Raw genomic sequence first — 17,007 nt, 5'->3', positions numbered from 1 at the left:
ACCTCAGCCCTGCCGAGTACGAAGCCCTTCACACCACACTGACTGCTGCGGCATGATCGAGCCACCCACCTGTCCGGGAAACCGGGTCAAGCTCCCCGACACCGACGACGAGGTGTCCGATTGCGCGCCTGAGGTGGTGGCGCCTGAGGCGCCGGTCCTGCCGGAGGAGCCGGGCTTGGGGACGCCGGACGAGGTGGTGGCGCCTGAGGTGGTGGCGCCTGAGGCGCCGGTCCTGCCGGAGGAGCCGGGCTTGGGGACGCCGGACGAGGTGGTGGCGCCTGAGGTGGTGGCGCCTGAGGCGCCGGTCCTGCCGGAGGAGCCGGGCTTGGGGACGCCGGACGAGGTGGTGGCGCCTGAGGTGGTGGCGCCTGAGGCGCCGGTCCTGCCGGAGGAGCCGGGCTTGGGGACGCCGGACGAGGTGGTGGCGCCTGAGGTGGTGGCGCCTGAGGCGCCGGTCCTGCCGGAAGAGCCGACCGTGGGCACCCCCGACGAGGTGCTGAGCCCTGAGGTGCTGAGCCCTGAGGTGCTGAGCCCTGAGGTGCTGAGCCCTGAGGTGCCGGTCACGCCGGAAGGGCCTGCAGCAGACCCTGCGCCGCAGCAGGGTCTGGTGCAAGGCAGTGACGGGACCTGGACCTGGAACGGTGCGACGCTGAACGTCATCGACCTTGACGGTGACACGGTGCTGTCCGCCGCCGAGGCCGCCGCTTCCGCCGAGAGTCTCGCCTGACGGCACCTTCGTCACGCCTCCGAGCGGTCGCCGGAGCCACGTCAGATCGCGCCCGGGATACTCATCAGCCGATGGGTATCCCGGGCGCTTGGCGTATCCACCGCACTGCAATGCGCGGACGGGTCGGCTCGCACGAGAGGCATGCGGGACTCTGAGCGAGGCACCGCCCCGGAAGCTTCACTACCTCTCGCTTCAGCAGCTGCAGCTCTGGACACGTCGGGTGGACCCCCGAGGCCATCCTCGTGCAGGGTCCAACGCGCGGGTACCCGATGCGCGGAAACGGAGGGTTCTGCCGCCCCAGCATTTCGGTCAGGGACCAAAGGCGAAGCGAAAAGGGAATCGCTGCGGCGCCGGCGCGAGGAGACCCACACCACGGTGTCGCACACGTCCGGCGCCCAATCGGCTCGCTACCGCGGGACCGGCCGGTGCGGGGGCGGGACGACGACGGCGAAGTGCGTCGACAGGGTGAGCCTCGACAGGGTGAGCCTCGACGGGGTGCGCCTCGACGGGGTGCTGCCCATCGAGCGCACCGGCGGGTGCGTGGAAGCGTTCCATTCCATGCCCGCTCTGAGGTCTTCCGCTCGGTGCCAGTCAGGCGCCGTAAAGGGCGTCCTCGAAGGTCATGAAGACGACCTGGCCGCTGGAGCGTCTGGTCAACGGGAAATCACGGCCCACCAATGTCTGGTTGAGCTCTCGCCGCGTGATCATGTTGATGCCGCGGCGGCTCACCGGCAGCCGACCGGCGCTAGGAAGCATCGGTCATAGCTGGGCGCCGGTGTTGGCGGCAGCGGTGTAGACCCCGAGAGCGCCCAGCAACAACGGCATGATGGTGATCGCGACGATGACCTCGCTGACGTCGAGAGCGCGTCGCAGCCGGGGCGTGGCGAAGCGGGCGAGACCAGCAGTCGCGGCGTCTGCCCGAGCAGTGCCTGCACCGGCCTGGAGGGCGGCGACGGTGGCGAGCAAGAGCACCAGCAGAAGCAGCGCCGCGGCCAGCACAAGCAGCCGCAGCCGCAGGTCGGCGTGCACGGCCAGCACACTCAGCAGGAGCAGCGATGAGGTCAGTGCCGCGGCCAGCATGGAGCCGGACTCCACCGCGAAGGAGCTGCGCCGGGCGCGAAGGCCGGTCACCACCGCCAGCGCCGCGGCCAGGCCCTGCTGCAGGGGATCACCGGAGAAGATCAGAAGTGCTGCGCAGGCAGCGATGCCGGCCGAGAACGCAGCAGTCACGGCGTTGAGCAGCTGGCGGTGCGCGCGGGCCAGGACACGCAGGCCGGCCGCGTCCGTGGTGCCGGCTCGCCTCGCCGGTGCGCTCCACACACCGCTGCGGGTGATCAGCCACGGCAGGGCGGCGCTGAGGAGCAACAACATGACTGCGGTAATGGCTGCGGCCTGCCCCAGAGCCAACGCGCGCGTACCGCTGAGAGTGGCCAGGGCCGCGGTGACCCCGGCCGCGGCCCAGGTGAAGGACCACCACGGCATCCGCTGCGGGGCGACGGCGGCCGCGGCAAGTGCACCGAGCAGCAGCCCCACCCCGGCGAGGGTGGCGTGGGCTGCGACGCCTGCAGACCAGAAAGTCGCTGCGCTCAGCCCGGCGCCGGCCCAGGCGGGCAGGGAGGCCAGCGCGGCGGCCTCGCCGGCGGCGGTGCGGGTGCGACGGAGGGCCACCGCTGCGGTGAGCAGTCCAGCGGCCAGCACCAGCGGCAGCGCCGCGACTCCCGGCAGCGCCAGGTGCGCGGCGGCGACCGCGGCGGCGGCGGTGAGGGCAGTAGCCGCCGTCGCGAACGCGCTCATCGAGCGCGGGTTCCACCGCCCAGCAAGACCGGCACCCTCAGCCATCACGAGCAGCCGGTCATCGACCGGCCGCGCCGGATCCGGTGTCCGCTCAGCGCTGAGATAGAGGACGTCACCATCACGCAACTTCAGCGCGGCCAGGGGCTGGCCGGGGCGGAAGGCGGCCCCACCGAGACGGTGCAGATGCCAGCCACCAGCCGGAGCCGATAGCGGTGCGCCAGGGGCAAGACGGGAGGTGAGCTCGTCGATGATCTCGGCGACAGGCCGGGAGTCCGGAAGGGTGATGTCGAGGGCGCCCGTTGGAGTGACGACCTTCACGTTGAGCCAGTGCATTCGTGTGGCGGAGCAGGCGTCGTCCCCACCCAGGCTGGCAACCTCGTTGAGCCAGGGGTTGTGCCCGTTGCCGGACGTGGTGAGGTCTGAGGTCGCCGACATGACGAACATGCTCGTTCACCGCGGCCCGCGCAGGCCAGCCTCGGCGCTCATCGGCGCACCCGTTCGGTTGAGCCCACCCCCTCCGTTGGCCGATCCCACAGCCACCTCAAACTGGACCTACGCCCTGTTTCCCGTGCTGGGCAGCGCGGGCATGCTTGTTGTGGCGCTGATGCGAGGCAACCCGCTGTTCCTCATCGCGGGCGCAGTGTTCGTCCTCGGATCCATCGCCATGGGGCTGGCGATGTTCCTGCAGATGCGTTCACGCACCCGGGGGCAGACCTTCGACGGGCGAGTGCGCTACCTGCGGCACCTGATGGACGTGCGTGCCTTGATCGAGGCCAACGCCGCGGCCCAACGGGAAGAGGCCGCTACCCGCCACCCCGCCCCGGCGCAGCTGACCGCGGGCGTCGTGCAGGCGGGGCGGGTGTGGGAGCGGCGCAGCGACGATGAGGACTTCCTGCTCCTGCGAGTCGGGGTGGGGCAGGTGCCTGCGCTGCACCTGCCAGGACTGCCCGAGGACGACCCGTCCCGCCCCAGCGACCCCACCTGCGCGGAGGCCGTGCAGCAGCTGCTGCACGGCCACGCCCAGGTCGCCGAGGTCCCGGTGGCCTTGCCCCTGCAGACCGGCATCACGACCCTCATCGGGACTCCCGCGCGTACCCGCGCCACCGCCCGCGCCATGATCGCCTCCTTGCTGGCGTTGCACGCACCAGATGACGTGCGCATCGCGGTGTGCACCCCGGCCGGTGCGCACGCGGTGGAGGAGTGGGAGTGGCTGAAGTGGGCGCCGCACGCCCGCCATCCCGACACCGGCGGTGAGGGGGCCGGGCGGCTGCTGCTGACCGAGGATGCCTCCAGCCTGGCGCTGCTGCTGGACGCGGAGCTGGAGCGCCGCCGCGCCCACGCCGCCACCGGCAGCCCCGCGGGCCCCGCCCTGCTGGTCGTCATCGACGGCGCGGTGGGGGAGTCCGACCCCTTCGCCGAGGTCGCCGCCCTGGGCGTCGCGCAGCTGCGGCTGCTGGCCTTCGCCAGCGAGGAGCCGGCCACCGTCGATGTCTCCCTGCACCTGAGCGCACCCTCAGCGCAGGCGCCGGCGGAGATGACGGTCGTGCTGCGCTCACCGCAGCACTGCAGCCGAACCTCCGGCTCGCAGGCTGGGCCGGAAGTGCAGCTGGCCCGCCGCGCTGCGCTGGAGCTGCTGGGCCAGACCTCGAGTCTGCACGCCGACGAGCTCAGCCTCGCCGAGGCAGAAGTCCTCGCCCGCCGCCTGTCCCCTCTGCAGCTGCAGGAGGAGGCGACGGAGATGTCCCTGGGCAGTGTCAGCGGCCTACCCGACCTCCTCGGCATCGACGACCTGCAGCAGCTGGCACCGCAGCAGCTTTGGCAGCAGCACCCGCAGCGGGCACTGCTTCGCGTGCCGATCGGCGTCGACGCCGAGGGACGCCCCGTGGAGCTGGACCTGAAGGAGTCCGCCCTCGGCGGGATGGGCCCCCACGGCCTCGTCGTCGGCGCCACCGGCTCCGGCAAGTCCGAACTGCTGCGCACGCTCGTGGCTGGCCTGGCCCTCACCCACGCGCCCGAGGACTTGGCGCTGGTGCTCGTGGACTTCAAGGGCGGGGCGACCTTCGCCGGCCTGCAGCAACTGCCCCACGTCGCAGGCGCCCTCACCGACCTCGAAGACGATCCCGACACCGTCGACCGCTTCGCTGAAACCCTGCGCGGGGAGATGCGCCGCCGCGAGGAGTTGCTGCGTGACTGCGGCAACCTCGCCAGCATCCGCGAGCACCGCGCCCGCCGCCTCGCCGGCGCCGACATCGCCGCGATGCCGCACCTACTGGTCGTGGTGGACGAGTTCAGTGAGCTGCTGGCGCAGAAGCCGGAGTTCATCGACCTCTTCGTCATGATCGGCCGCCTCGGGCGCAGCCTCGGCGTGCACCTTCTGCTGGCCACCCAGCGGCTGGAGGAAGGCCGACTGCGCGGCCTGGACAGCCACCTGTCCTACCGCATCGCGCTGCGCACCTTCTCCGCCGCCGAGAGCCGCACCGTCATCGGCAGCGCCGACGCGTTCGAACTGCCACCGGTGCCGGGCTCGGCATATCTCAAGGTCGACACCACCGTCTTCCAGCGACTGCGGGCAGCGACCGTCTCCGCCCCCTACCAGGCCGGTGACGTCACCCCTGTCCAGCCGCTGTTGCCGCGCCCGCGCCGCTTCGACGCCTTCGCCGCCGGGCAGGAGACCACCGCGCCCCTGCCGGCGCTGGCCCCGCAACTGTCCGACCCCAACACCGCCTCGGTCCTCGACGTGATCGCTGAGCGCCTGCGCGGCGCCGCGGCCCCGGTCAAGCAGGTCTGGCTGCCCCCGCTGCCCACGAGTCTGCCGCTGCACGCCTGCCTGGGCCGGCTCAGCAGCAACCCCGAACGTGGCTACCACGCCAGCGCCTCCAGCGGCGGGTTGCGCGCACCCATCGGGCTCATCGACCTGCCCGAGCGGCAGGTGCAAGGGGTTTACGCACTCGACCTCGCCGCCGCCGGTGGCCACCTCGGCATCGCCGGGGCACCGCAGTCCGGCAAGAGCACCTTCCTGCGCACCCTGGTCACCTCCCTGGCCCTGACCCATACCCCGGCGGAGGTGCAGATGTACTGCATCGACCTCGGAGGGGGTGCCCTCACCGGCCTGGAGGCCCTGCCCCACGTCGGGGTCGTCGCCTCCCGTCAGCGTCCCGAGCTGGTACGCCGCGCCATCGCCCAGATGCAAGCGCTGCTGGAAGCCCGTGAGCAGCGCTTCGTCGATGCCGGGGTGGAGTCCTGGCTCGCCTACCGCGCCCAGCGCAACGCCGCAGCCACCTCCTCCACGCCCCCGACTTCCTCCTCTGAGGTCCCGGTCTCCGGTGACGCGGGTGCCGCGAAGTGGGCATGGGACGCCTACGGCGACGTCTTCCTCATCGTCGACGGCTGGAGTGTGCTGCGCTCAGACTTCGAAGACCTCGAGCAGCCCGTCACCGCCCTCGCGGCCCGGGGCGCCGCCTACGGCCTGCATGTCATCGTCAGCACCGCACGCTGGTTCGACCTACGTCCGGCGTTGCGGGACAGCCTCGGCACCAAGGTCGAGCTGCGCCTGGGAGACCCGGCTGAGACCAGCGCCGACCGCAAGGCCGCCAAGGCCATGCCCACGATCCCCGGGCGCCTGCTGGTCAACGCCACTTCCAAGGTGCAGGTCGCCCTGCCCGTTACGCTCACCACCCTCAGCGGCCAACCAGCGCAGCCAGAGCCATTCACCGAGACCGCCGCCCGCCTCGCCCAGGCATGGTCGGGCCCGCCCGCCCCGCCGGTGCGGCTGCTGCCCACCCACCTCACCCTCGCCCAGCTGAACACCCGACTCACCGAACAGCACAGCACCCCCGTCTCGCAGCCGGACGCCGACAGCCCAACGAGCAGCGAGACGACCTCGGCGGCAGCCCCCGGCGCTCGTCCTCAGCGCCGTCCCCCACTGGCCATCGGAGTCCGCGAGAGCGACCTCGCCCCGGCACATCTGGACCTCATCGACGCCCGCGACTCGAACCTGCTGGTGATCGGTGACTCCGGCGCAGGCAAAACGAGCCTGCTGCGCACGCTGCTTCGGCAGGTCACCACCGCCTACACCCCCGAGGAACTCCTCGTCGTCGTCGTCGACTACCGCCGCGGCCTCCTCGATGCCGTCGACGACACCCACCTCTCCCGCTACTGCGCCTCCGCCCCCGCCGCAGCCGGCACCCTCAAGGACCTCGCCGGCAAGCTCACCGAGCGACTGCCCGGCCCCGACGTCAGCCGCGAACAACTGCAGGCCCGCACCTGGTGGAGCGGCCCCCGCGCCCTGGTCGTCATGGACGACCACGACCTCGTCTCCAACAGCGGCAACGACCCCCTCGCGGAACTGCTGGACCTGCTGCCGGTGGCCCGCGACGTCGGCTTGCACCTGGTCGTGGCCCAATCCGCCGGGGGAGTGGCCGCTGCCATGATGCAGCCGGTCCTGCGCCGGCTGCGGGAGCTGGGCAGCCAGGCGCTGCTGCTGTCAGGTCCCAAGGACGAAGGGGTCATCGCACACGGTGCACGAATGCAGACCCTGCCACCCGGCCGCGCCCTGCACGTAGCGCGTGGACGCAGCCCGCAACTCGTGCAGGTCGCCCTCGCCGACGACGACACCCGCTGAGGCAACCCGCCACGGACCGCGACCCGTGCCGATCGCGGTCCTCAACTGAAGCCCGGCTGAGCCCGGAGTCTCAGGAGCGTTGAATCGACGTGATGCTCGACGTGAACGGGGACTCACAACACCCAGCCGCTGGCGTGGCGGCCCCTCACGTCTGGCCCTCGCGTACGCCCGCTCTCAGCCTCTCAACTCGGCCCTGGACGCTGCGCGAGGACCGCCTTCGTCGCGGTAAGCGGCATGTGAGGGATCGCGTAGGTTGATAGAGGTGGGCGTGGCGCCGGAACCGCTGAGATGGCTCAAGGCCGTCGAAGCCGCGCTGGCTACCTCGGGTCGTCGCGCCGACTTCATCCGCAACGCCAGCCGCACCGCCGGCGCACTGACCGCCTCGATCAATGACGACGGCGTCACCTGCGCCACCTGGGACGACTTGGTCGCGGCGACCGGATGCAGCCGCCGTCGCGTCGCGGAGCACGTGGCGTGGCTGCGCGCAGCCGGCTGGCTGCACCGGCAGGCGCAGACGCCACCTCGGCAAACCGGCTACCGCCTGAGCCGACCCGACACCCCCTCGAAAAGATCATGACTGGGGCGTGGCTCAAGCCGCTGTCCCACGGCGACGACGCAGTCCACCGCGCACCCCCGCCAGTCTCCCCCCGTCCCGTCACACCACCGTGTGCCTGCCGTGAAGACCGTGAACACCCTCTGAACCGTGACTATGGGTCGCTTGGAAGGCGACGTGCGGTGACGTGCCTCCTGCCATCTAGGTGAGGAATGCGAAACGCCCCCAAGCGAAGCGAGCGGGTGGCTAGCGTGCGGAGCTGGAGCGTTCTGCCTGGAGGTTTCGGTGACCCGATCGCCGCGCATGTCGTCACCGCGGCCGGGACCGAAGGTGCCGGGCGCGACCGCGCCGTTGTATGTCCAGACGCCCCTCGAGGTGCCACTGCAAGACACCCACAGCCACATCGGTGATCCTGCCCGTGGCCTAGAGGGTCCAGGTGCCCCTCAGCCGGGGCCGCCGCGGGCGGCTCAAGGGCTCGTGGCGGCCGCCGGGTGCCTCGGGGGCCTGGCGGCGTTGACGGCCGGCTGGGCGAGCACCATCTTGCCGGGTGGGCTGATCGCAGCCGGGGCGGTGCTCACCGTTCTCGGTGCAGTCGCCGCGCTGCGCGACGGGCTGGAATGGGCGGTCATCCCCACCCGTGTCGCCGGCTGCGTGATCGCCGCCATGGGTCTGCTTGGTCTGCTGACCGGTGCTGTTCTCGCCTCCTCACCGGCTGCCCCAGACGATGCCACGTCGGTGCCCACGCCCACGCCTGTGTCAGCGGACAGCTCCACTGCAGCTGATCAGCTGAATGCAGCCGACCACGACGCAGCGCCAGGAAGTCAGCCTTCCGGCACATCGCAGGCATCCCCGGTCACCCCGACCTCTACTGCGCCTCCGTCGAAGGCGTCGACGCCTTCTGCGGGTGTGGTGGCCGGTAGCGAACCGCGGGTGTACTACGCCAACTGCGCGGCGGTACGCGCAGCCGGCGCCGCACCGATCTACCCCAGTGAGCCGGGATGGCAGCAGAAGTTCGACCGCGACCGCGATGGGGTGGGCTGCGAGTAGTCCTTCGCGCCTACCGCAGCTGCCCCGGTGCCCACACGCACGCATCGACCACCGGCCGCGGACGAGGACAACGTGGGCAGGGGGCACTGCAGGTAGTGGATGTGCTGACGACGGGGGCTGTGGCGCCCGGTGATGTTCGTAGGGGAGGGAGTCGTCATGGGCAACCAGGTACGGCGGTGGCTGCAGCGTCCGATTCGGCTGGCAGGGGGCGCGGCGGCAGTGGTGGTGCTGGTCGGGGCCGCCATGCCCTATATCGACTTCGGTGCCCCGTTCAGCTGGCCGGCGTTCGTGCAGTTCCTCATCGACGCCGCCGCTCAACTCCTCGCCCTCGCCCTGCTGCTGACCTTTGTGGCCGTGACCTTCCGCCTCCTGTACGCCCTGCAGCCCTCCGCGAAAGGCGGACGAGGCACCGGCGCCAGACCCCCGGCCAAGGGCGCAGGCGCAGCGGGATGGCTTTGGGCCACGGGCCTCGGTCCAGGTCGACATGCCGGACCGGCAAACGCCACCGCGGTCTGGGGCGCGGAGGGTGGGCGCAGGGTCTTCTCCCTCCCCATCGACGGGCAGGCACCTGCGTCTGGCCTTGAAGCGGGCGTGCCGGTGGGGGCACTGCCGGCGGGAGGAGGCGGTCGCGACGGGTACTGGGATGACCAGCTGGCGCACCTGCCTCATGACTGGCCCAGCGCACCGGTGCTGCGCCACCTGAGCGTGGAGCCGGCGGTGACCTGCCAGGGCCTGCCCGTGCAGGTGTCGTGGTCCTTCGAGCACGCCGTCGAGGTGACCGTCGATGGGCGAGGCGGCTTCCCGCCGACCGGCTCCACACAGCTGCTGGTGGAGGAGTCCCGCGCGATCCCGGTCATCGGGCGCAACGGGCTGGGGGAACGGCCGGAGTGGACGGAGCTTGTCGTCGTCCTGCCGATGCCGCGGATCGACACCCTCACCGTGCCGGCCCCGCCGCAGGTGCGGCTTCGCGCGGACGTGTCCGCACTGCTGGATGCCCGGCCGGCGACATGGGCGCTGCAGAAGCTCTACGCCGAGCAGGACGGCGTGCGCCCGCTGGCCCCGCCACCGCAGCTACAGCCGATGCTGACCCCGGCCCCCCTGTGGCGGTGGTGGCAAGGCGCCACCCGGCAGGTGCACTCCGCGGTCACCTCCGCCCTCGGCGCAGGCCTGGACACGGCTCTGGACGCCCTCGTCCAAGCCCGCGCCGTCCACCGGAACCCACCACAACGCCCACCCGCAGGCTTCAGCGCCCCCCAGCACACGCCCGGCGCCGAGCCATCCTCATCGCAGGACCACCACACGCGCCAGGAAGGGCCCTGCACACCGTGACCCGCCCCGCACAGCGTCTCACCAGCCTCCTGGGGGCCGCTTTCGACGGCCTGCGCCGCCTCCTCCGGTGGTTGCGCGGACTTCCCGCGCGTCAGCTCGCCCGAGTGACCTCGGCCCTCTCCGGCGCGATGTTGACGGTCGCCGGTACCAACCGCACGATCCTGCAGCGGGCCCCGCAGGACCATGTCAAGCAGGTCAGCCTCGGGGGAGCGGTCCTCACGACGGCCTTTCTGGCCGTCATCTCCTGCTCAGTGGCCCTCGGGGTCGTCTTCCACCTGCACTGGCTGGCCGCCGCGGTCGGCGGCCTGATCTGGGGTGTCCTGATCCTCAACCTGGACCGCTGGCTGGTGGTGTCCACCCTGCGCCAGTCCCACTGGATCAAGACTCTCCTCATGGGAGTGCCGCGGGTGGTGCTCGCCGTGGTGATCGGCCTCGTGGTCTCGACGCCGCTGACGCTGCTGGCCTTCAACGGCGAGATCAACGCTCACCTGCAGGTGACTCACGCTGAAGCCCTGGCCGACTTCGAGCGGCGCATGCAGGCCGACCCCCGCTTCACCAGCTTGCCCGCCGACCGAGAGCAGGCCGTGCGCCTGCAGCAGGAGATCGCCACCGCCAGCCCCGCCGACGTCATCCGCAACCACCCCGAGGTGGCAGACCTCACCCAGCGACTGGCGCAGGTGGAAGCCGACTACAACCGCGCCGAGCAGGACGTGGCCTGCGAGAAGGAAGGCACCTGCGGCTCCGGCCGCCTCGGTGCCGGCCCCGCCGCCCGGGACAAGGAAGCCCGCCGCGACCGTCTCGCCGGCGAGCGAGCCACCCTCATCGCACAGCTGACCACCACAAAGCAGCAAGTCGCCGCCAGCGCCGAACAGCAGGTGAGCGCCCTCGTCACCGACAAGCAGGCACAGCTGAAGGCATTGCAGACCAAGGTCGCCTCCGCCGAGCAGGCCCGGGCACGAGAAGTCGCCGCCAATGACGCCGCCGTCGCCGCAGACGACGGTCTCCTAGCCCGCCTGCAGGCACTGCACGAACTGGAGGAAAACCGGCCGACCTTGAAGCTCGCGCACGGGGTTCTCTTCGGCTTCCTCACCGCGCTGGAGTGCCTGCCGGTACTGTTCAAGACCATCCTGCTCCTCGGCAAGCGCAGCAGCTACGAGACCCTGATGGAAGCCGAGGACGAGTTCGTGCAGAAGCGAGAGCTGCTCCTCGCCCACACCGCGTACAACGAAGCCGAAGCCAAGGCGCAAGCCGAGCTCGACGCCGCCCGGGCCCGCTCCGCCTCACAACTGACCGCCGAAGTTCGCGCGGCCCGCATCGTCCTCGACGCCCAGGTAGACCTGGCCGCCGAAGCAGTCCAGCACTGGAAGACCACCCAAACCGCGCGGCTGGCCAGCGAGATGACCACCGCTGACGCAGACCCTCGACGTCGCATCCTCAACCTCAACAACGTCAGCGTCACCTATCCCCACGTGACGCCGCAGCACCACCCACGCACCACCGGCGCACAGCCCTCCACAGACACCGCAACCCCCGGCGAGCCGCACGACGACGGCAACTGGGCCGCGGCGGGGACGTCATCACTGACCAAGCCCATCGACTCTGCAGATCTCAGCCACGGCACAGCACCGCCGCGCCCGCATGGTCCCGGTGCCCCGTTCGAACCCAACCCAGGGCACGTCCAGCCGGCCGCCGGCACCGCGACAAGGGACTCCGACACCGTCCCCCTGCCGCATCAGCACCCCCGCCATCTCTGAAGTGAAGCGTCATGGCTTCTCTGCCGTCTTCAGACGGGGCGCTGCTGCGGGACGACCACAGTCTTGCTCCGGCGCGGGATGGACGGCTCATCCTGCCCTCACACGTGGTGCCGCTGACCGGGCAGCGGAGAGCTTCCCCACTCCACGCCCCCGGCCAGCGACGAACTGACCCTAGCGACGAGCCGCAGGCTTGTCGAACGCGTGTTCGAGCGCCACCCCGTGTGGTGCGTCAGACTTCTTGGCATGCGCCGCGCCGGAGATGGGCCTGTCGCGCGGTCCTGGAGACCGCCCGGCTGGCCTCCCGGCGTACCGCCGCCGAGCGTCGAGACGTGGGACGTAGAAGCGGCGGAGCTGATGCTCTCGTACGGCCCGGCGAGCTGGCGGGAAGAGGAAGTGCTGCGCCGTCACCCCGTCGTGCTGGCGTGGCTGGCCAGCCACCAGGTGCGCGCCGACGTCGAAGCTGCTCGTCGATGCTGGCGGGAACTCGGCGAGCCCGATGCTGGGGGAGTGGTCGCGGAGCACACTCCTGCTGAGCGCCTCGCCGTTCGTGACGCCGTGGCGTCCATCGGGCGGGAACTGACCGCCCGGGCTCGTGGAACCTCGGTTCTGCACGAGGCCCTCAGGGGCCGCACCTGGCGACCCCGCCTGTGAGGTGAGCTCCTGTCGGGGCGTCATGGGGCGAGGGACGTCGCCGGCACGGGGGCTGGACGTTGGCTACGGCGTGTAGCCGTTCATGTGTCGGAGGGTGCCGCCATGCTCGGTCTTGTCGATCTTGCCGAGGTGGGGGAGGGGCTGTGCTGACGACGATGCTGCTGCTGGTGGCTGTGGGCGCTCTTGCTGTGCTGGGTACGAATTCCTATCGCCGACCCACGGCCGCGGAGCTGGCACAGCTACGTCGCGTGCAGGTCTTCCACGTGCAGCGGGCCAAGGCGGGGGAGCCGGCGCCGGGGCCCATCCAGCTCGACCCGGCCCGCTGCTGCCGCCGCAGCCGCCCGTGGGTGCGGTGGATGACGCCACCCTTCGTGCGTCCGGCCGCCTTCGTCTTCGCCGGCGTGCCCGACACCTGGACGGTGCTGTGGGATCTCGGGATCTGGCCTTGGTCGAAGAGCTCAGCGATCTGGGTGCACACTTTCGCCCCTACGGCGCTGCAGCAGCTGCCGGACGAGGCCCTCGCGGTGCGCCGCTGGGACCGGGCCGTGGCATGCCTCGAGGCGCCACCGGCTGCAGTCACCGTCCACGGCTACGCCAGCGTTGCGCAGTGGAGAGCCGCGGTGCGAGGCAACGTCCCGCAGTGGCAGCGCCCGGCGTGGATGCCCGTCCTCGCTGCCGGGGCAGCCGGCCTCGCCGCCTGCTGCTTCATGGCCGCCATCGCCCTCGAGGTCGCTCTCACGGTTGGTCTGACCACCTGAGTGCACCATCCCGCCCGCACCGCACGCCAACCGCCACGAGGAGCGTCATGAAGAACAAGCGGACACCGAACCGAACCGCCACCCGCAAGCCGGTCGATGCGACCACCACCTCCCGCGGTAGCCGGGGCCGGCAGGGCTACCGCCCCCAGCGTCTCGTCAGCGACCCGCGCCTGATTCCAATGCTGCTGGAGCGCGGAGAACCCATCCACCTGCTCACCCTGCTGCCGACACTCATCTTCCTCGACCACCTGCACCACCACGGCCTGCCGGGCAACGCCTGCCTGGAGGCGGCGCACAGCATGCGTGTGACCTACACCGCCCTTGGCGTGCCGGTGGAGATCAAGCCCGTCCGCCTGGAAGTGCACGGCGCCCACGGCGGCAACGCCTACGGCAGCCTGGAGCCTCACTTCACCGAGGCCGGTGACTTCGCCGGCCACTGCGTGCTGCGGTTCCCCACCCTGGACCGCTTTCTCGACGCCACCATCGGGCAGTTCCCCGACGTCGCCCGCCGCGATCCCGGCCCCATGCTCGGCCGCACCGCCTTCACCTTGAACGGCGAGGACCCGGGCGCCGGCCCGTGGCCAGCGGGAGCCCGCCTGAGCGTGTCCCGCAAGGATCTGGAGCTGCGCTACGTCGCCGTGGACCCCGCCCACGACGCGACGCTTTTCTCCGGCCCGGCCGCCGGCGAGGATTTCCTGCGCGGGACCCTCCACAACGGCCTGGCCCTGCTGGGGCAGACGGTCGCCACGCTGGCCTCCGACGACGACGCGGCCGCCAGGGCCCGCAGCGCGTCGATCGCTCCGCACCTGCCCGTGTTGCTGGACGCCGTCGCCGGAGCGGAGTGGACGCCGGAGCCGGGGGAGGGGGACCACTTCACCCGCGACGGCGCCACGATTCGCCTGCGCGACCTCGTCGACCTGACTGGGACCGGATTCGCTCACCTACTGAGCCTTTGTCAGTAGCGGCTCTCCAACTGGCTGAGGACGAGGGCTGTAGCGATGATCGCGGAGATGCGCCACGGGCAGAGGCTGACGCGGCGTAGCGCCCGCCAGCGGGTCTTGAGGTGGGCGATGCCGTGCTTGACAAAGGCGCGGTTGGCGTTGACGTAGGAGTTCCAGCCTCTGGCAGAGTGGAGGTCGCGCGTTCCACCTTCCACGGACACCCGACCACGCCCGCAGCCATGAGCGGACGTCCAGAAGGGACGGAAGCTCCTCGGCGCAGCGAAGAAGGAGCAAGGAACTTTTGCGAACTGCTTCCCTCACTCATTGTCAGAGTGGCAGAGTGTGACGGTGCCGGAAGACAAGCCGCTGGAGCACCGGATGGCCATAAAATGGGCCAAGACGGTAAGTCTCGTCCTTCAAGTTGGCAGCGTTGCCGCGCTTGTCATAATTAGCGCTCGAATTCTCAGTAACTCGGGAGAAGTCAATTTCTGGATAATTGAAAATTTTCCATTGAAGGCGGCGTGGGTGGGATTATTTGCCCTGACGCTTGCGCATGTTTTCACCGGATTGTTTTTCATACGCGCGCTCAAAGACCTTCGGCGCAACCGCTCGCTACCCGAGCAGGAAGCCGCTCGTGAAGACCTTCTCGTTGAGGCCGGTGGCTACGTCAGCGTTCTCGTGCCCCGGCTTCCTACAGCCGGCAAGCGTCTCGTGCGGATGAGTCTCAGCGACTCGTCTACCTGGGTCGCGCATGGCGGTGCCATCGCAGCCATCGTTGCCGCGCTGCCGTGGTGGTGGGAGGGCGGACTGAGGTGGCCAGACTGGGCGTCAACCCTGGCCATCGCAGGGGTCACACTTTTATTAATTCTGGTCAATTGGTTGATCGGAGGCGCTTGGGCAATTGCCATGTCGAAACTTGGAACTACCATGCCGACAAGCGGAGCATCAAGCGCCACACTGTTGACTGCAGTGAGTGCGCTTGGCGGAGTTATCAGTGTTTCGTTTGGTCTTCTCGCGACAATCTCCGGCGCCGCGATTGTTGGAACACTTTCATGGTTGGCTCATCTGCTGATTTTTGATTGACAGTTGGCGCTTGCGGTGCATTTAGCTACAGCGATATCCAGTGAGCCCTTGTCAGTAGCGACCGGTCGCTACTGACAAAACCTTACTGTGTTCCAACTCGAAGCCGTCGACCGTCACATGGAGGGGCTCACTAAGCCTTTCTCAGTAGCGCTTTTCGTGGATGGTGAGGACGAGGGCTGCGGCGACGATGTCACCGATGCGTTGAGGGCAGAGGCTGACTTGCTGAAGGGCTTTCCATCGCTTCTTCAGCACGGCGATGCCTCGCTCGACGGGGGCACGGTGAGTGTTGATGTAGGAGTTCCACCCTCGCGTGACCGGGTCGAGGATGTGGGTGCCGCCGGGGCGGCGTACGGGGACATGGATCCCGGCGCCGGCGCCGGTGTAGCCCTTGTCGGCGAGGACAGGTAGGCCCTTGGTGGCGGCCGGGTACAGCGCGGGGAGGGCATGGCGGCGGGCGGCGGTGAGATCGTGGGTGGAGCCCGGCTCGACGGGTGAAGTCCAGATCGGTGTCCCGTCCGCGGCGCACAGGACTTGGACGTTGCCGCCGTGACGGTGGTGCTTGCCGGAGTACCAGCGGTCACTGCGCCGGTGCGGTTCGTTGACCCGGTCGGACGGGATGAGGGTCCCGTCTAGGAGCACGTGGTCCTGACCGCTGCGCAGCGCTGCAGCGAGCACGTCGTGTAGGTCGGGTGCCTGCGCGGCGAGGACGACGATGACTTCATGCAGGTAGCGGTAGGCCGTGGCCAGGCCGATGCCGGCGTCTCGAGCCAGGGCGGGGATGCGGGTGGCGTCGCGGAACCACCGCAGGGCTAAGACGGCTTGCTGGTAGCAGCCCAGAGCCCGGCGGCCCCTGCGGGTGCCGATCAAAGTGCGGTGGGCGCGCAGCAGGGTGGCGAGGTCGTAGGCGAGTTCGACGGGCACGTCGAGGCTGGCACGATAGAAGAGCACACGGGCCCCAAGGGGTCACGGTTCCATGCTTGGTGGCTGGAAATCATGACCACTCAAGCCCTGTCTGCGCCAATCGCCCCAGCATCAGCCCTGATCAGCTCGCCACTGAGAAGTGGCACAGTGAAAGGCGCCATGACCATGCAGGACGCGCCGCCGCGCGACGTGAAGCCGCTTATGGTGGTCCTCTTGCTCTTCGCGCTTGTGATTTTCGCACCTCTCCTTCTGGGCTTGTTGCATGACGGCACCTCGGACGTCGAGTTGAAGGAGAACGCCAAGGAGCGCGCTGAGGAGATACTCCCGGAGCTGATGAAGAAGATGCAGGCATGCGCAGCCACCAACGGGTCTGCACAGCAGGGACAGGCACCGATGAGTCAGTGCATGGCTGATGCTTCCGCGCTACCTCGAGCACTTGATGTCGAGGGCGACGTGTTTATGGGTGACGTTACCGCCCGCGCTGACGGCGCTACGGAGATCGAGTTCGCGGTGACCGGATATGACAGTACTGACGGCGGTTTTCTCGGAAAGTCCGGTGTGGGTTATGGCATGAGCATTTGCGTCAAGCTCACTGCCCGGCCAGGCAGTTCCAAGGTTATCGCCCACAACATCGATTGCCCTTTTGAAGGGGGCTCTCCCGACCTAATTGTCAGAATCTCCGAGCCCCACGAGATCTCCTGAGCGTGTCGCTGTCGATCCAGCATCCACCCAGGCTTCCAGTAAGCCTTTTCGGTAGCGATCGACCGCTACTGAGAATGGCTTACTGCCTTCCTCTTGAGAGGGAGGCGCGGGCATGCAGTTCGGCGG

Annotated in this window: 13 protein-coding genes and 1 pseudogene; 11 read left to right on the top strand and 3 right to left on the bottom strand. The window is 69.7% G+C overall.

Annotated elements, in window-relative coordinates:
* Window positions 1–52: 52 nt before the first annotated feature.
* Complete coding sequence (locus CLV92_RS19675; RefSeq protein ID WP_146099688.1) at window positions 53–727, top strand: hypothetical protein; 675 nt, start codon at window positions 53–55, stop codon at window positions 725–727.
* Window positions 728–1,486: 759 nt separating this feature from the next.
* On the opposite strand, the gene CLV92_RS21185 is transcribed toward CLV92_RS19675, so the two are convergent.
* Window positions 1,487–2,965 (bottom strand): EsaB/YukD family protein, encoded by a 1,479-nt coding sequence (locus tag CLV92_RS21185; RefSeq protein WP_146099687.1) that lies wholly within the window; start codon window positions 2,963–2,965, stop codon window positions 1,487–1,489.
* Between CLV92_RS21185 and eccCa the strand changes: the two genes are divergently transcribed.
* The 8 genes from eccCa (at window position 2,955) to CLV92_RS19645 (ending at window position 14,196) form a co-directional block, all read left to right on the top strand.
* Window positions 2,955–7,142, top strand: a complete 4,188-nt coding sequence (gene eccCa, locus CLV92_RS19665; protein WP_342762372.1) for a type VII secretion protein EccCa — start codon at window positions 2,955–2,957, stop codon at window positions 7,140–7,142. The two genes, CLV92_RS21185 and eccCa, sit on opposite strands and share 11 nt — an antisense overlap.
* Before the next feature lie 262 nt (window positions 7,143–7,404).
* Window positions 7,405–7,719, top strand: a complete 315-nt coding sequence (locus CLV92_RS21180; RefSeq protein WP_146099686.1) for a helix-turn-helix domain-containing protein — start codon at window positions 7,405–7,407, stop codon at window positions 7,717–7,719.
* A gap of 453 nt (window positions 7,720–8,172) precedes the next feature.
* On the top strand, window positions 8,173–8,742 hold the full coding sequence (locus tag CLV92_RS19660; RefSeq protein ID WP_211291297.1) for an excalibur calcium-binding domain-containing protein: 570 nt from the start codon (window positions 8,173–8,175) through the stop codon (window positions 8,740–8,742).
* A gap of 156 nt (window positions 8,743–8,898) precedes the next feature.
* Entirely contained in the window at window positions 8,899–10,071 is a 1,173-nt protein-coding gene (locus tag CLV92_RS21695; RefSeq protein WP_158257353.1) for a hypothetical protein, read from the top strand.
* A 104-nt stretch (window positions 10,072–10,175) separates the two neighbouring features.
* Window positions 10,176–11,825: a DUF4407 domain-containing protein gene (locus tag CLV92_RS19655; protein WP_158257352.1), complete on the top strand. Its 1,650-nt coding sequence runs from the start codon at window positions 10,176–10,178 to the stop codon at window positions 11,823–11,825.
* 354 nt (window positions 11,826–12,179) lie between these two features.
* On the top strand, window positions 12,180–12,476 hold the full coding sequence (locus CLV92_RS21175; RefSeq protein WP_146099685.1) for a hypothetical protein: 297 nt from the start codon (window positions 12,180–12,182) through the stop codon (window positions 12,474–12,476).
* Window positions 12,477–12,619: 143 nt separating this feature from the next.
* On the top strand, window positions 12,620–13,234 hold the full coding sequence (locus CLV92_RS19650) for a hypothetical protein (RefSeq protein ID WP_104435630.1): 615 nt from the start codon (window positions 12,620–12,622) through the stop codon (window positions 13,232–13,234).
* A gap of 47 nt (window positions 13,235–13,281) precedes the next feature.
* Window positions 13,282–14,196: a hypothetical protein gene (locus CLV92_RS19645; protein WP_104435628.1), complete on the top strand. Its 915-nt coding sequence runs from the start codon at window positions 13,282–13,284 to the stop codon at window positions 14,194–14,196.
* Here the strand turns inward: CLV92_RS19645 and CLV92_RS21170 are convergent.
* Window positions 14,190–14,318, bottom strand: a pseudogene (locus CLV92_RS21170) (IS5/IS1182 family transposase); the annotation flags it as partial. The gene CLV92_RS19645 and the pseudogene CLV92_RS21170 sit on opposite strands and share 7 nt — an antisense overlap.
* 205 nt (window positions 14,319–14,523) lie before the next feature.
* Between CLV92_RS21170 and CLV92_RS21165 the strand changes: the two are divergent.
* Entirely contained in the window at window positions 14,524–15,258 is a 735-nt protein-coding gene (locus tag CLV92_RS21165) for a hypothetical protein (RefSeq protein ID WP_146099683.1), read from the top strand.
* A gap of 141 nt (window positions 15,259–15,399) precedes the next feature.
* Here the strand turns inward: CLV92_RS21165 and CLV92_RS19640 are convergent, their stop codons facing one another.
* Window positions 15,400–16,206: a transposase family protein gene (locus CLV92_RS19640; RefSeq protein ID WP_104435626.1), complete on the bottom strand. Its 807-nt coding sequence runs from the start codon at window positions 16,204–16,206 to the stop codon at window positions 15,400–15,402.
* A gap of 132 nt (window positions 16,207–16,338) precedes the next feature.
* On the opposite strand from CLV92_RS19640, the gene CLV92_RS19635 reads away from it, so the two are divergent.
* On the top strand, window positions 16,339–16,881 hold the full coding sequence (locus tag CLV92_RS19635; protein ID WP_146099682.1) for a hypothetical protein: 543 nt from the start codon (window positions 16,339–16,341) through the stop codon (window positions 16,879–16,881).
* Window positions 16,882–17,007 lie beyond the last annotated feature (126 nt).

This window comes from Kineococcus xinjiangensis (assembly GCF_002934625.1).
In the GTDB taxonomy this organism is placed as follows: domain Bacteria; phylum Actinomycetota; class Actinomycetes; order Actinomycetales; family Kineococcaceae; genus Kineococcus_A; species Kineococcus_A xinjiangensis.
The sequence above is the reverse complement of the archived record's forward strand: the minus strand, read 5'-3'. Positions and strand labels throughout refer to the sequence as shown.

What these genes read in the sequence shown, in the direction of transcription:
- CLV92_RS19635 (WP_146099682.1), top strand. Translation starts at nt 16,339, where the DNA reads ATGACCATGCAGGACGCGCCGCCGCGCGACGTGAAGCCGCTTATGGTG.
- CLV92_RS21185 (WP_146099687.1), bottom strand. Translation starts at nt 2,965, where the DNA reads ATGTTCGTCATGTCGGCGACCTCAGACCTCACCACGTCCGGCAACGGG.
- CLV92_RS21175 (WP_146099685.1), top strand. Translation starts at nt 12,180, where the DNA reads ATGCTCTCGTACGGCCCGGCGAGCTGGCGGGAAGAGGAAGTGCTGCGC.
- CLV92_RS19675 (WP_146099688.1), top strand. Translation starts at nt 53, where the DNA reads ATGATCGAGCCACCCACCTGTCCGGGAAACCGGGTCAAGCTCCCCGAC.
- eccCa (WP_342762372.1), top strand. Translation starts at nt 2,955, where the DNA reads ATGACGAACATGCTCGTTCACCGCGGCCCGCGCAGGCCAGCCTCGGCG.
- CLV92_RS19645 (WP_104435628.1), top strand. Translation starts at nt 13,282, where the DNA reads ATGAAGAACAAGCGGACACCGAACCGAACCGCCACCCGCAAGCCGGTC.
- CLV92_RS21695 (WP_158257353.1), top strand. Translation starts at nt 8,899, where the DNA reads ATGGGCAACCAGGTACGGCGGTGGCTGCAGCGTCCGATTCGGCTGGCA.